Origin of the sequence: Pseudomonas sp. ES3-33 (genome assembly GCF_000952175.1) — a bacterium.
Lineage (GTDB): Bacteria > Pseudomonadota > Gammaproteobacteria > Pseudomonadales > Pseudomonadaceae > Aquipseudomonas > Aquipseudomonas gregormendelii.
In genome coordinates this window covers 26732-40975 of record NZ_JZRI01000023.1, presented here as the reverse complement: position 1 = coordinate 40975, position 14244 = coordinate 26732, and the positions used below count along the sequence as shown (strand labels likewise).

Below are 14244 nucleotides of genomic sequence, written 5' to 3'. Positions count from 1 at the left end.
CCCCCCGCCCCCACCACCGGCAAACAAACCAGAAGGGCCGGCCAACCAAAACTCCCTGAGAAAGAGGACCAGGCAGGGGCGACAGACGGGCAGGCGTAAAAGAAACAAGGAAAAAAAACTCCTATATTTGTTTGGTAAACAGAAATCCCGTAAAAAACCCCCCGCCACTTTTGTTCTCGGCCTCGCGAGGCCTGGAAGAACATTTACCGTCTTTCTCTCTCAGGTCCGGCCAGCATGACACGCAATCAATCTCCCGCTTCGCCAACCAAACGACCTCGCGCCTGGAGCGCAATGGCTGCACTGTTGCTCAGCGTAATGCTGGTCCCGACTGCTGCTTACGCCGACGCCCAGGCGCCTGCAACCCCGGCAGCCGCCGAGGCACCTGCCGCCGCGCCGGCCCCCGCTGCCCCGGCCACCACACCGGTTGTCACCGACCCGGCCCAGGCATTAGACGCCACCGCCGCAGACGCTCCGGAAGTACTTGAAGCCGACAACACCTTGGGCATGGCCCACGACCTGTCGCCATGGGGCATGTACCAGAACGCCGACATCATCGTGAAAATCGTGATGATAGGCCTGGCCATCGCGTCGATCATCACCTGGACCATCTGGATCGCCAAGGGTTTCGAGCTGATGGGCGCCAAGCGTCGTCTGCGCAGTGAAATCGCCCACCTGAAAAAGGCCACCACACTCAAGGAAGCCAGCGCCACGGCGACCAAGCCAGGCACGCTCGCCAATGTACTGGTGCATGACGCCCTGGAAGAGATGCGCCTGTCGGTCAACAGCCGCGAAAAAGAAGGTATCAAGGAGCGCGTCGCGTTTCGCCTTGAGCGCCTGGTCGCGGCCTGCGGTCGCAACATGAGCAGCGGCACCGGCGTGCTTGCCACCATCGGTTCCACCGCGCCATTCGTCGGCCTGTTCGGCACCGTGTGGGGCATCATGAACAGCTTCATCGGCATCGCCAAAACCCAGACCACCAACCTTGCAGTAGTGGCACCCGGCATCGCTGAAGCCCTGCTGGCCACGGCATTGGGCCTGGTGGCAGCGATTCCGGCGGTCGTGATCTACAACGTCTTCGCCCGCTCCATCGCCGGTTACAAGGCACAAGTTTCGGATGCCTCGGCTGAAGTCCTGCTGCTGGTCAGCCGCGACCTCGATCACCTGCCGACCACCGAGCGCTCCGCGCAACCCCACGTGGTCAAAGTAGGGTAATCAGCCATGGGCTTGCATTTGAAAGAAGGCGCAGACGACGATCTGGCCGAGAACCACGAAATCAACGTCACGCCGTTTATCGACGTGATGCTGGTGCTGCTGATCATCTTCATGGTGGCCGCTCCCCTGGCTACCGTGGACATCAAGGTCGACCTGCCAGCCTCCAGCGCAAAACCGGCACCGAGGCCGGAAAAACCGGTGTTCCTCAGCGTCAAGGCGGATCAACGCCTGTTCCTGGGCGAAGACGAAGTGAAGGCCGAAGCACTGGGTGCCACTCTGGACGCCCGGACCAAAGGCAAAAAAGACACGACCATCTTCTTCCAGGCCGACAAGGGCGTGGACTACGGCGACCTGATGAGCGTGATGGACGCCCTGCGCGCCGCCGGTTACCTGAAGGTTGGCCTGGTGGGTCTTGAGACGGCAGCCAAAAAATGATCACGACGCGCCATAAGCTGACGCGTTACAGCGGGAGCCTGGCCGTGGTGCTGGGCGTGCACGCGCTGGCCATCGCGCTGGCACTGAACTGGACCTCGCGCCAGCCGATCCCATTGCCGCCCCAGGCAATGATGGTCGAGTTGGCGCCAGTACCGGCCCCGCCACCACCGGCCCCGCCGAAGGTGATAACGCCGCCACAACCACCGGCACCGGTGGAAGAACTGCCGATCCCGAAACTGGCTGAAGCGCCTAAGGCCGAGATCACCGTACCCAAGCCGGTAAAACCCAAGCCCAAGCCGCAACCGCCAAAGCCTGTGGAGAAGAAACCGGAACCGCCGAAGGAGAAGCCTTCCGAGGAAAAACCGGCTGACGCTCAACCGACCCAGGCACCCACGGAAAAATCCGCACAACCGGCACCTGGACCATCACCGGCGCAGCAAGCGGCCAAGGCCAGCTGGCAAAACACCCTGCTCGCTCACCTGGCCAAGTACAAAAAGTACCCGGCCAGCGCTCAGGCCAGGGGCAAGACCGGCGTTAACCGCCTGCGGTTCGTGGTAGATGCTGAAGGCAACGTGTTGTCATTCGAACTGGTGGGTGCATCCGGCAATGCCGATCTGGATCGCGCTACTCTGGAAATGATCCGCCGCGCCCAACCGCTGCCCAAGCCACCCGCGGACATGGTGAAAAACGGCCCGATTGAACTCTATGCACCTTTCGTCTACTCGCTGGAAAAGGGTCGCCGCTAAGCAACCCTGAAACCCTGTAGGAGCGAGCTTGCTCGCGATGGAATCGAACGATAACGCTTGAAGACTGACACCCCACAGCGGTCTCAGGTTTTTCGCGAGCAAGCTCGCTCCTACATAACGTGCGTCTATCGATTGCAGCCGGTATGCTTGGCGCGCAACTTCATGGACGCCTGCTATGACCCTCACAGAATTACGCTACATCGTTACTCTCGCCCAAGAGCAGCACTTCGGCCATGCCGCCGAGCGTTGCCACGTCAGTCAACCGACCTTGTCGGTGGGCGTGAAAAAGCTTGAAGACGAACTCGGTGTGCTGATTTTCGAGCGCAGCAAAAGTGCCGTGCGCCTCACGCCAGTCGGCGAAGGCATTGTCGCCCAGGCGCAGAAAGTGCTGGAGCAGGCACAAGGCATCCGTGAACTGGCCCAGGCCGGCAAGAACCAGCTGACGGCCCCACTAAAAGTCGGCGCCATCTACACCGTCGGGCCCTACCTGTTTCCGCACCTGATTCCACAACTGCACCGGGTCGCCCCGCAGATGCCGTTGTACATCGAAGAAAACTTCACCCACATCCTGCGCGACAAGCTGCGCAACGGTGAGCTCGACGCGATCATCATCGCCCTGCCGTTCAACGAAGCCGACGTGCTGACCCTGCAGCTCTACGACGAGCCGTTCTACGTCCTGATGCCGGCTCAGCACCCATGGACGCAAAAAGAATCCATCGACGCCGCCCTGCTCAACGACAAGAGCCTGCTGCTGCTTGGCGAAGGTCACTGCTTCCGCGACCAGGTGCTGGAAGCCTGCCCGACCCTGGCCAATGGCAAGGACGGCGCCAAACACACCACCGTCGAATCCAGCTCCCTGGAAACCATCCGCCATATGGTCGCCTCCGGCCTGGGCATTTCGATCCTGCCGCTCTCGGCCGTGGACAGTCACCACTACGCTCCCGGCGTGCTCGAAGTGCGCCCACTGACGCCACCGGTGCCTTTCCGCACGGTAGCCATCGCCTGGCGCGCCAGCTTTCCACGTCCCAAAGCGATTGAGATCCTCGCTGACTCGATTCGCCTGTGCTCGGTCGCCAAGCCGCCAGCGCCGGTCGTTGCCGGCTAAGCCGCGGCCATGACCGAGTTGTCGCAAGTGTCGGTGACGGCACTCAAGGGCGTTGGGGAAGCCATGGCCGAGAAGCTCGCCAAGGTCGGCCTGGAGAACCTCCAGGACGTGCTGTTTCACCTGCCATTGCGTTATCAGGACCGCACTCGCGTAGTCCCGATCGGCCACTTGCGCCCTGGCCAGGACGCCGTGATCGAAGGTACCGTCAGCGGTGCCGATGTGGTCATGGGCCGCCGCCGCAGCCTGGTCGTTCGGCTGCAGGATGGAACGGGTGGACTCAGCCTGCGCTTCTACCATTTCAGCAACGCCCAGAAAGAAGGTCTCAAGCGTGGCACACGGATTCGCTGTTACGGCGAAGCGCGGCCTGGTGCCTCGGGGCTGGAGATCTACCACCCGGAGTATCGCGCCATCACCGGTGACGAGCCGCCGCCGGTCGATGAAACCCTGACCCCGGTCTACCCGCTCACCGAAGGCCTGACCCAGCAGCGTTTGCGCCAACTGTGCATGCAGACCCTGACGCTGCTGGGACCCAGCAGCCTGCCCGACTGGCTGCCGACCGAACTGGCCCGGGACTATCAACTCGCCCCGCTGGCCGACGCGATCCGCTACCTGCATCACCCGCCCGCCGATGCCGATGTCGACGAACTCGCGCTAGGGCATCACTGGGCCCAGCACCGGCTGGCCTTCGAAGAATTGCTGACCCATCAACTGTCCCAGCAGCGCCTGCGCGAAAGCATGCGCTCGCTGCGCGCACCGGCGATGCCCAAGGCGACAAAACTGCCGGCCAGGTACCTGGCCAATCTCGGCTTCGCGCCGACCGGGGCCCAGCAACGAGTTGGCAATGAAATCGCCTACGACCTCAGCCAGCCCGAGCCCATGCTGCGACTGATCCAGGGTGACGTTGGCGCGGGCAAAACCGTAGTCGCCGCCCTGGCCGCCTTGCAGGCACTGGAAGCTGGCTATCAGGTCGCGCTGATGGCCCCCACCGAGATCCTCGCCGAGCAGCATTTCATCACCTTCAAGCGCTGGCTCGAACCGCTGGGCATCGAAGTCGCGTGGCTGGCCGGCAAGCTCAAGGGCAAAAATCGCGTGGCTGCGCTGGAGCAGATCGCCAGCGGCACCCCAATGGTGGTGGGCACCCACGCATTGTTCCAGGACGAAGTGCAGTTCAAGAACCTGGCACTGGTGATCATCGACGAACAGCATCGATTCGGTGTGCAGCAACGCCTGGCACTGCGGCAGAAAGGCGTAGGGGGACGCATGTGCCCGCACCAGCTGATCATGACCGCCACGCCGATTCCGCGTACCTTGGCCATGAGCGCCTACGCCGACCTCGACACATCGATCCTCGACGAACTGCCTCCCGGGCGCACTCCGGTAAACACTGTGTTGATCACTGACACCCGGCGCGTGGAAGTGATCGAGCGGGTTCGTGGCGCCTGCGCCGAAGGCCGGCAGGCCTACTGGGTCTGCACCCTGATCGAAGAATCGGAAGAGTTGACCTGCCAGGCCGCCGAAACCACTTACGAAGACCTCACCGCCGCCCTCGGCGAGCTCAAGGTCGGGTTGATTCACGGGCGCATGAAGCCTGTGGAAAAAGCCGCAGTCATGGCCGAATTCAAGGCCGGCAACCTGCAGTTGCTGGTGGCGACCACGGTAATTGAAGTGGGCGTCGACGTACCGAACGCCAGCCTGATGATCATTGAAAACCCCGAGCGCCTGGGGCTCGCGCAACTTCATCAGTTGCGCGGTCGAGTCGGCCGGGGCAGCGCCGCCAGCCACTGCGTGCTGCTGTATCACCCGCCGCTGTCGCAGATCGGCCGCCAGCGCCTGGGCATCATGCGCGAAACCAACGATGGCTTTGTCATCGCCGAAAAAGACCTTGAGCTACGCGGCCCCGGCGAAATGCTCGGCACCCGCCAGACCGGCTTGCTGCAGTTCAAGGTCGCCGATTTGATGCGCGATGCCGACCTGCTTCCCGCCGTGCGCGACGCGGCGCAGGCCCTGCTTGAGCGGTGGCCGGATCACGTCAGCCCGTTGCTGGATCGCTGGTTGCGTCATGGGCAGCAATACGGCCAAGTGTGAGCACCGTCGCAGTTTCCGGACCACCGTGTTAAACATGATGGTTATACTCTTGCAACTGTTTGAGAACGGATCCAAACCATGATCGACGCTGCCCTCGCTCCCGAAACCCCGCACGCTACGTCTGCAGTTCGGCTGCTGCTGGGCAAGCTGGACATAGCCTTTGATGAAGTCCTCGACCACCACGGCCTGAATGCTGCGCGCAAAGTGCAGGCAGTGCTGCTGGACGATGCCGTCGGCTCGCTCATGGTGCTGTTCCCGCAAAGCCAGCTGCTGGACCTCAATCGCCTCGCCCAGCTCACCGGCCGCCGCCTCACTGCGGTTTCGCCTGAGCGCCTGGAGCGCCTGCTCGGTAAGCACAACCTGGGCCTGTTGCCCGGCCTGCCTTCGCTCACTGCGGCACCGTGCCTTTACGAAGACAGCTTGCTGCGCGAACCCAAGTTGCTAATCAATTCGGGCGTGCCGGGCTTGCTGCTGGAAATCGCCTGCGACGATTTCAAGACCCTGCTGAGCAAGGCCAGCGCCGCCCGCTTCGGTGAGGCACTAACCAGCATCCGTCCGAACCTCGACCGCCCCGACGACGACCGCGAGGAAATCACCCAGGCCGTCCAGGCCTTCACGGCGCGACGCATTCAGCAACGACTGGAAGCCACCATCGAGATCCCGCCGCTGGCTTCGACGGCACAAAAAATCATCAAGCTGCGGGTCGACCCCAACGCCACCATCGACGACATCACCAGCGTCGTAGAGACCGACCCGGCCCTGGCCGCGCAAGTCGTCAGTTGGGCAGCGTCGCCGTACTATGCCTCGCCGGGCAAGATTCGTTCAGTGGAAGACGCGATAGTGCGGGTGCTGGGTTTCGACCTGGTGATCAACCTGGCGCTGGGCCTGGCCCTGGGCAAAACCATGAGCCTGCCCAAGGATCACCCGCAACAAGCAACACCTTATTGGCAACAGTCGATCTACACCGCCGCCGTCATCGAAGGCCTGACCCGAGCCATGCCCCGCGCACAGCGCCCGGAAGCCGGCCTCACCTACCTGGCCGGCCTGCTGCACAACTTCGGCTATCTGCTGCTGGCGCACGTATTCCCGCCGCACTTCTCGCTGATCTGCCGCCACCTGGAAGTCAACCCGCATCTGTCCCACAGCTACATCGAGCAACACCTGCTGGGCATCACCCGCGAGCAAATCGGCGCCTGGCTGATGCGCTACTGGGACATGCCCGACGAACTGGCCACCGCCCTGCGCTTCCAGCATGACCCAAGCTACGACGGCGTCTACGCGGAGTACCCGAACCTGGTGTGCCTGGCCGTGCGCCTGCTACGCAGCCACGGCATCGGCTCGGGTCCGGTCGAGGAAATCCCCGACGCCCTGCTGGAACGTCTGGGCCTCAGCCGCGAGAAGGCCAATGATGTGACCAGTAAAGTGCTGGATGCGGAAGTGTTGTTGCGTGAACTGGCTTCGCAATTCGGCCAGCCCTGAAAGCGATCGCGAGCAAGCTTTGCTCCCACAGAGGGTGATCTCAATCCTGTGGGAGCACCCACAAAAGTGATCCCAATCCTGTGGGAGCAAGGCTTGCCCGCGATGGCCTCAACCCGGTCTGGAGTGTTTTTACTCTGCCGAGCTATCAATACGTCTCAAACCTTCGCTTTGGCTTTACGCGGCTTCAAGTACTTGGTCAAACCCTGGAACCAGATCACCAGCGCCGGGTTGCCCTTGATCTGGATCGACTTGTCCTGAATCCCCGTCATGAACGCCAATTGCTTGTTCTTCGCCTGCATTGTCGCGAAGCCATAGGCAGCGTCTTTAAATGCAATCGCAAACGCCGGCTCGGAGTACACACCGGACTTGCTGGTAATGCGCTGATCCTTCACGCGAAAGTGCCGGGCCACTTTGCCGTCCAGGGTCTGCAGCTGAAAGACCAGATCCTTGTCCCCCAACTGCTGTTGGAACGCAGGATTTTTCCTACTGGCCTTGGCCATCAACAAACCCAGCATCCACAGAAGAAAACGAAATTTCATGCGCACAGCCTCAAGAGAAAAATGAACGGCCGGCGCAGTGTAGCGGCTTCACCCAGGAACGCCACCATCGCGTAACTTTAGCGGAAGATGACCCTCTTTTTGACGCCAATGACTACCAAGTCACCAACGAAAACCCCCTGTAGGAGCTGCCGAAGGCTGCGATCCTTTGATCTTAAGCCCCACAACTCTTTGGGCTTTTTCGATCTCTGAAACACAGACCGCCATGCCCACCACCACTCACCCGCGCCCCATAAAAAAAGGGCACCCGATCTAATCGGCATGCCCTTTTTCCAGCGCCCCTCCCGGTTCACCCAAGGAGTTCGTCGCAATTACGGATTAACGCTGTCCTTCAACGACTTGCCTGGCTTGAACGCAACAGTATTGCTGGCCTTGATTTTGACTGGCTCACCGGTTTGCGGGTTTTTGCCGGTGCGGGCGCCGCGGTGGCGTTGCAGGAAGGTGCCGAAGCCCACCAGCGTCACGCTGTCCTTGCGGTGCAGAGCGCCGGTGATTTCTTCGAGAACGGCGTTGAGGACGCGGTTGGCCTGCTCTTTGGTGAGATCTGCTTTTTCAGCAATTGCGGCGGCGAGGTCTGGTTTACGCATTAGTGAAGCCCCTTTGACGGTTTTTTGTTGTTATGTCCGTGCTGTTCTCGTTGGAACAGCGCCAAAAGCGCCGCAGGTGCTCTACTCTGCGGCAGACGGGAGTGAGAATGGCACGCAGCGGGGTGCTGCGCCAGTCTCGGCGCGACGTTTGTGGGGGCAAAAGCGGGGTGATTCCGACAGAACGACCAGTATTTACGCCAGCAGTGCCGGAAGCTCTTTGTTCAGTGCCAGTTTTTCCATGACTGCCGCGCCTGTGAGGGCATAACCGAGCAGTTTTCCGCTGGCATCGCGGCACAGTGCCTTGATGTCTGCGCCCTGCCCTTCGACGGTCCAGACGCCTTCCACACCGCGCGGTGGCGGGGAAACGACCAAGGGGCAGACGGGGGTTTTGACAGTGATCGGCATCGCGCCATAGTTGACGGTCGTGGGATTGCCGGACAAGGTCTGGGCCAGTGCTCTGGCGCAGCTCATGAGGGGCATTACGTACAGCAGGTTCAGCCCATCGACCTCGGCGCAGTCGCCCAGGGCGTAGATGTTGGCGTGGGAGGTCTGCAGGTGGCGGTCGACGACTACGCCACGATTGACCTGCACGCCAGCCGCTGCGGCCAGGTCGATGCGCGGGCGCAAGCCGATGGCCGAGACCACCAGGTCGCAGGGAATCACCTGGCCATCGGACAGGTGCGCTTCCAGCCCGTCCGTCACGCGTTGCAGGCGGTTAAGCACAGGGCCGAGATGGAAGCGTGCACCGAGGCTTTCCAGGCCGGCTTGAACCGCAGCAGCGGCGGCGGGATGCAGCAAAGTGGGCATGACCTGTTCGCACGGGGCGACCAGTTGCACCTCGTAGCCACCGAGTATCAGGTCGTTGGCAAATTCGCAGCCGATCAGCCCGGCGCCCAGCAGCAATACCCGGCGCTTGCCGACAGCGGCTGCACGAAAGCGCGCGTAGTCTTCCAGGTCATTGATCGGGAACACGCAGTCTGCGGCATCCCCTTCGATGGGCACACGCACGGTTTCTGCGCCCCAGGCCAGCACCAGGTCGCGATAAATCACCGACTCTTCGCCGACCCACAGACGCTTGTGGCCCGGGTCGATGCCGCTGATGCGCGTGTGGGTGCGCACCTCGGCCTTCAACTGCTCGGCCATGGCGCCTGGCTCAGACATGCTCAGGCCATCGGCGTCCTTGTTTTTACCGAAGCCGGTGGAGAGCATCGGCTTGGAGTAGGAACGTCCGTCATCTGCGGTAATCAGCAGCAGCGGGGTTTCGCCATCGAGTTTGCGAAACTCCCGGGCCAGGTTGTAGCCAGCCAGCCCGGTGCCTACGATCACGACAGGTGCGTTCATTCTCTACTCCCCTAATGTCTTAGTTGATTTCGATCATTTCGAAATCCATCTTGCCCACGCCGCAGTCGGGGCACAGCCAGTCTTCCGGCACGTCCTGCCACAGGGTGCCCGGCGCAATGCCGTCGTCCGGCCAGCCGTCGGCTTCGTTATAGATCAGGCCGCAGACCACACATTGCCACTTTTTCATTCAGGTATTTCCTCAGGTTTCAGGCTTTTGCCGGCACGAACGGTCGATGGTTGCAGCACTGCCGTCCGGCTCAGGGCGTTTTGTACTGATCGAGCCCGACAGATGCAAGCCTGTTCGACGCAGCGCCATGCCCGATCAATCAAAATCGCCGAACGACATGGTAAGCTCGGCGCCTCATTTGCTGCCAATAATGACTCACCGTGCCGCACTCAATTATCCCCCGAACGGCCCCGCTCTGGCTCCCTCAAGGCCAGCTCGCTCCCCTCCCCGACGCATTTTCCCTCGACTGGCTGTTCGACGAAGGATCGTTGACCCGGCGCCTGACCCGTTTGTCGAATGACGCTTTCAGCGTCACGCCGCTGTTCGAAGGCTGGCAAGCGCTGCGCGCCGATGAATGCGCCGCGCTGGACCTGGCCGAAGGCAGCGACGGCTGGGTGCGCGAGGTGTACCTGCGCGGCCACGGCGAGGCCTGGGTGTTTGCCCGCAGCGTGGCGTCGCGCAATGCGCTGCAGGGCGATGGATTGCACATGGACGAACTGGGCAGCCGCTCCCTGGGTGAGCTGCTGTTTTGCGACCAGGCGTTTCAGCGCCGTGCCATCGAGGTTTGTCACTATCCTGAGCAATGGCTACCTGAAGAGTGCCGGGCACCACAACTGTGGGCGCGCCGCTCGCGCTTCGACCGGGGGGCCCTGAGTGTGCTGGTGGCCGAAGTCTTTCTGCCAACCTTGTGGACCGCCGCCCGCGCTCATCCGGAGAACTGCTGATGTACCAGAGCCTGCTCAAGTCCCTGAACCGTCTGAATCCAAGGGCCTGGGATTTCATTCAGCTGACCCGCATGGATAAGCCCATCGGCATCTACCTGCTGCTGTGGCCGACGCTGTGGGCGTTATGGATTGCCGGCAAAGGTTCGCCGTCGCTGGCCAACATCGTGATTTTTGTCCTCGGAGTAGTGCTGACGCGTGCGGGTGGTTGCGTGATCAACGACTGGGCGGACCGCAAGGTCGATGGCCACGTCAAACGCACCGCACAACGCCCTCTGGCCGCCGGCAGAATCAGCTCAAAAGAGGCGCTGGTATTCTTTGCGCTGCTGATGGGTTTGAGTTTTCTGCTGGTGCTGTGTACCAACGCGCCGACGATCTGGCTATCGTTGGGCGGCCTGGCGCTGGCTTTTACCTACCCGTTCATGAAGCGTTACACCTACTACCCGCAAGTGGTGCTGGGCGCGGCATTTTCCTGGGGGATGCCGATGGCGTTCACCGCCGAGACCAGTGAGTTGCCAGCTGCGGCCTGGCTACTGTGGATCGCCAACCTGCTGTGGACCGTGGGATACGACACGTACTACGCCATGACTGATCGTGATGACGACCTGAAGATCGGCGTGAAATCCACTGCCATCCTGTTCGGCGAGGCGGACCGGGTGATCATCCTGACGCTGCAGGGCCTGGCGCTGGGCTGCCTGCTTCTGGCCGGGTCGAAATTCGAGCTGGGCGGCTGGTTCCACTTGGGATTGCTGGCGGCGGCGGGCTGTTTTGCCTGGGAGTTCTGGTACACCCGCAGCAAGGACCGCATGCGTTGCTTCAAGGCGTTCCTGCACAACCATTGGGCCGGGTTGGCGATTTTTATCGGCATCGTCCTGGATTATGCGTTGCGCTAACGAACACACGCCCCTTGCAGGACCGAGCTTGCTCGCGATGAACCCGAGATCGACGCATGAACCCGGGAGAACACCGCGTCATCGGTCAAGTTTTTCGCGAGCAAGCTCGCTCCTACTGAAGATGGCTTACATCTTCGGCCCTTGGAGGACGTGCCACTTGTCCATTTTCTTGTCGCCAGTCATGTCTCCTGGCTTCTTGTCTTGAACGAAGTAGTACAGCGGTTTGCCGTCAAAGGCCCACTGCATCGTGCCGTCGTCACGGCTGATAACGGTCCATTTTCCTTCGGGCTTATCGGATTCGGTCGCTTTGAGCGGCGGCCAGTTTTCTGCGCACTTACCGGTACAGGCCGATTTGCCACCCGTGTCGTTATCGAAGGTGTACAACGTCATACCCTTATGGTCGACCAACATGCCGTCCTTGACCATGCCCGGGTCTGCCGCGAAGGCCATTGTCGGCAGCGATAGCGCTGCGCTAACCAATAGTGCCTTCCAGGATTGCGCGATGTGCTTCATGGAAACCTTCCTTTTGTGGTTGTCAGGATTCGGACTTAGAGCTTAGTCCAGGATCCCTGCGATCGCCGGGCGACTAAAATACTGTCACACGACTGCAATAATTCCGTTATCTAATGCGGCGCAAGACAGTTAAATGACAAGAGGATATACGCATGGTTGGCAGGAGCATTCTGATCGTCGACGACGAAGCGCCCATTCGCGAAATGATCGCCGTTGCGTTGGAAATGGCCGGCTATGACTGCCTGGAGGCTGAGAACTCCCAGCAAGCCCACGCCATCATCGTCGACCGCAAGCCGGACTTGATCCTGCTCGACTGGATGCTGCCGGGTACATCCGGCATTGAATTGGCCCGCCGCCTCAAGCGCGACGAGCTGACCGGGGACATCCCGATCATCATGCTCACCGCCAAGGGCGAAGAGGACAACAAGATCCAGGGGCTGGAGGTCGGGGCCGACGACTACATCACCAAACCGTTCTCCCCACGCGAGCTGGTAGCGCGGCTCAAAGCCGTGCTGCGCCGCGCCGGCCCGACCGATGGCGAGACGCCGATCGAAGTCGGTGGCCTGCTGCTGGACCCCATCAGCCACCGCGTGACCATCGACGGCAAGCCCGCCGAGATGGGCCCCACCGAGTACCGTCTGCTGCAGTTCTTCATGACCCACCAGGAACGCGCCTACACCCGCGGCCAGTTGCTGGATCAAGTCTGGGGCGGCAACGTTTATGTCGAGGAACGCACCGTCGACGTGCACATCCGTCGCCTGCGCAAAGCCCTCGGCGATGCCTACGAAAATCTGGTACAAACCGTGCGTGGCACCGGTTACCGGTTTTCCACGAAGGCATAAAAGCAGCGGCAGGCATTAAGCTACAAGCGGCCAGCAGAAGCACAGCCGATCCCCTACTTGAAGCTTGCAGCTTGAAACTTGAGCTGCGCTAAGGACGCTCCGTGAATCAAAACTGGCATGGCACCCTGATTCGCCACATGCTTTTGCTGGTCACCGCCTGCCTGGTGATCGGCCTGATTACCGGCTACTACGGCTGGAGCCTGGCTGCAGGCCTGGCCCTGTACCTGGCCTGGACCCTCAAGCAGTTGCTGCGCCTGCACGAGTGGCTGCGCCTGCACAAACCCGATGAAGCACCACCCGACGGCTACGGCCTGTGGGGCGAAGTGTTCGACAGCATCTACCACCTGCAACGCCGCGACCAGCGCGTGCGGGGGCGCCTGCAAGCGGTGATCGACCGGGTTCAGGAATCCACGGCGGCCCTCAAGGACGCGGTGATCATGCTCGACACCGACGGCAACCTGGAATGGTGGAACCGCGCCGCCGAAACCCTGCTGGGCCTCAAGACCCCGCAAGACAGCGGCCAGCCCGTCACCAACCTGGTGCGCCATCCGCGCTTCAAGGAGTATTTCGAGCAGGACAGTTACTCCGAGCCGCTGGAAATCCCGTCGCCCACCAATGATCGGGTACGTATCCAGCTGTACATCACCCGCTACGGCAATAACGAGCACCTGATGCTGGTGCGCGACGTCACGCGCATTCATCAGCTGGAGCAGATGCGCAAAGACTTCATCGCCAACGTCTCCCACGAACTGCGCACACCGCTGACAGTGATCTGCGGTTACCTGGAGACGCTGCTGGATAACGTCGAAGACGTAAACCCGCGCTGGTCCCGTGCCTTGCAGCAGATGCAACAGCAAGGGGGGCGCATGCAGACGCTGCTCAATGACCTGCTGTTATTGGCCAAACTGGAGGCCACCGATTACCCGTCGGACAATGCACCGGTGGCTATCGACACTTTGCTGCAATCGATCAAAAGTGACGCACAGCAGCTGTCCGGCCAGAAAAACCAGCACATCACCCTCGAAGCGGACCCGCAGATCCTGCTCAAGGGCAGCGAGGCGGAATTGCGCAGTGCGTTTTCGAACCTGGTGTTCAACGCCGTCAAATACACCCCGGCCGAAGGCAATATCCGCGTTCGCTGGTGGGGCGACGAACAGGGCGCGCACTTGAGCGTCCAGGATTCGGGCATCGGTATCGACAGCAAGCACCTGCCGCGCCTGACAGAGCGCTTTTACCGGGTCGATTCCAGCCGCAACTCCAATACAGGCGGCACAGGCCTTGGGCTCGCCATCGTCAAACACGTGCTGTTGCGCCACCGTGCACGGATGGAAATCAGTAGCGTACCCGGGCACGGCAGCACGTTTACCTGTCATTTCGCCCCGGCTCAGGTCAGCAAATCCCTGACCATCAACGCCGCCGACTGATACCGGCCAGCACGCGCCACTAGGCAATCGCCCAGTCAGCCGCTACATTGGCTGACTTGTGCCTGCCCTTCAGGTGC

15 protein-coding genes are annotated in these 14244 nt (G+C 61.5%); 10 read left to right on the top strand and 5 right to left on the bottom strand.

From position 1 onward, the window contains the following. Window positions 1–234: 234 nt before the first annotated feature. The 6 genes from exbB (at window position 235) to UB23_RS02815 (ending at window position 7062) form a co-directional block, all read left to right on the top strand. Entirely contained in the window at window positions 235–1212 is a 978-nt protein-coding gene (exbB, locus tag UB23_RS02840) for a tonB-system energizer ExbB (protein WP_045057823.1), read from the top strand. A gap of 6 nt (window positions 1213–1218) precedes the next feature. Next, complete coding sequence (gene exbD, locus UB23_RS02835) at window positions 1219–1647, top strand: TonB system transport protein ExbD (protein ID WP_045057822.1); 429 nt, start codon at window positions 1219–1221, stop codon at window positions 1645–1647. Beyond that, a complete protein-coding gene (locus UB23_RS02830; RefSeq protein WP_045057821.1) occupies window positions 1644–2393 on the top strand; it encodes an energy transducer TonB family protein in 750 nt (249 codons plus the stop codon). The genes exbD and UB23_RS02830 overlap by 4 nt, the downstream gene beginning before the upstream one ends. Window positions 2394–2568: 175 nt before the next feature. After that, window positions 2569–3498, top strand: a complete 930-nt coding sequence (locus tag UB23_RS02825; protein WP_045057820.1) for a hydrogen peroxide-inducible genes activator — start codon at window positions 2569–2571, stop codon at window positions 3496–3498. A 9-nt stretch (window positions 3499–3507) separates the two neighbouring features. Then, window positions 3508–5583, top strand: coding sequence for an ATP-dependent DNA helicase RecG (gene recG / locus UB23_RS02820; protein ID WP_045057819.1), 2076 nt, complete (start codon window positions 3508–3510; stop codon window positions 5581–5583). A gap of 78 nt (window positions 5584–5661) precedes the next feature. Then, window positions 5662–7062 (top strand): aminoacyl-tRNA deacylase and HDOD domain-containing protein, encoded by a 1401-nt coding sequence (locus UB23_RS02815; protein ID WP_045057818.1) that lies wholly within the window; start codon window positions 5662–5664, stop codon window positions 7060–7062. Window positions 7063–7217: 155 nt separating this feature from the next. Here UB23_RS02815 and UB23_RS02810 read toward each other — a convergent pair whose 3' ends face one another. The 4 genes from UB23_RS02810 to UB23_RS02790 all read right to left on the bottom strand — a co-directional run bounded on the left by UB23_RS02810 (window position 7218) and on the right by UB23_RS02790 (window position 9734). Beyond that, window positions 7218–7601 (bottom strand): hypothetical protein, encoded by a 384-nt coding sequence (locus UB23_RS02810; RefSeq protein ID WP_045057817.1) that lies wholly within the window; start codon window positions 7599–7601, stop codon window positions 7218–7220. 329 nt (window positions 7602–7930) lie between these two features. Next, window positions 7931–8206, bottom strand: a complete 276-nt coding sequence (locus UB23_RS02800) for an HU family DNA-binding protein (protein ID WP_003195589.1) — start codon at window positions 8204–8206, stop codon at window positions 7931–7933. 192 nt (window positions 8207–8398) lie between these two features. Further along, window positions 8399–9547, bottom strand: a complete 1149-nt coding sequence (locus tag UB23_RS02795) for an NAD(P)/FAD-dependent oxidoreductase (protein ID WP_045057815.1) — start codon at window positions 9545–9547, stop codon at window positions 8399–8401. Window positions 9548–9566: 19 nt separating this feature from the next. Then, window positions 9567–9734 carry a rubredoxin gene (locus UB23_RS02790; protein ID WP_007954349.1) on the bottom strand — a complete coding sequence of 56 codons (168 nt, stop codon included), beginning with the start codon at window positions 9732–9734 and terminating at the stop codon, window positions 9567–9569. A gap of 200 nt (window positions 9735–9934) precedes the next feature. Here UB23_RS02790 and UB23_RS02785 point away from each other — a divergent pair, with 200 nt between their 5' ends. Beyond that, window positions 9935–10498 (top strand): chorismate--pyruvate lyase family protein, encoded by a 564-nt coding sequence (locus tag UB23_RS02785; RefSeq protein ID WP_045057814.1) that lies wholly within the window; start codon window positions 9935–9937, stop codon window positions 10496–10498. Then, window positions 10498–11388 (top strand): 4-hydroxybenzoate octaprenyltransferase, encoded by an 891-nt coding sequence (ubiA, locus tag UB23_RS02780; RefSeq protein ID WP_045057813.1) that lies wholly within the window; start codon window positions 10498–10500, stop codon window positions 11386–11388. Before UB23_RS02785 ends, ubiA begins: the two co-directional genes overlap by 1 nt. A gap of 126 nt (window positions 11389–11514) precedes the next feature. On the opposite strand, the gene UB23_RS02775 is transcribed toward ubiA, so the two are convergent. Then, on the bottom strand, window positions 11515–11901 hold the full coding sequence (locus tag UB23_RS02775; protein ID WP_045057812.1) for a COG4315 family predicted lipoprotein: 387 nt from the start codon (window positions 11899–11901) through the stop codon (window positions 11515–11517). 152 nt (window positions 11902–12053) lie between these two features. Between UB23_RS02775 and phoB the strand changes: the two genes are divergently transcribed. Then, window positions 12054–12743, top strand: a complete 690-nt coding sequence (gene phoB / locus UB23_RS02770) for a phosphate regulon transcriptional regulator PhoB (protein ID WP_008150066.1) — start codon at window positions 12054–12056, stop codon at window positions 12741–12743. 101 nt (window positions 12744–12844) lie between these two features. Further along, window positions 12845–14167 carry a phosphate regulon sensor histidine kinase PhoR gene (phoR, locus tag UB23_RS02765; RefSeq protein ID WP_045057811.1) on the top strand — a complete coding sequence of 441 codons (1323 nt, stop codon included), beginning with the start codon at window positions 12845–12847 and terminating at the stop codon, window positions 14165–14167. Window positions 14168–14244: the final 77 nt, after the last annotated feature.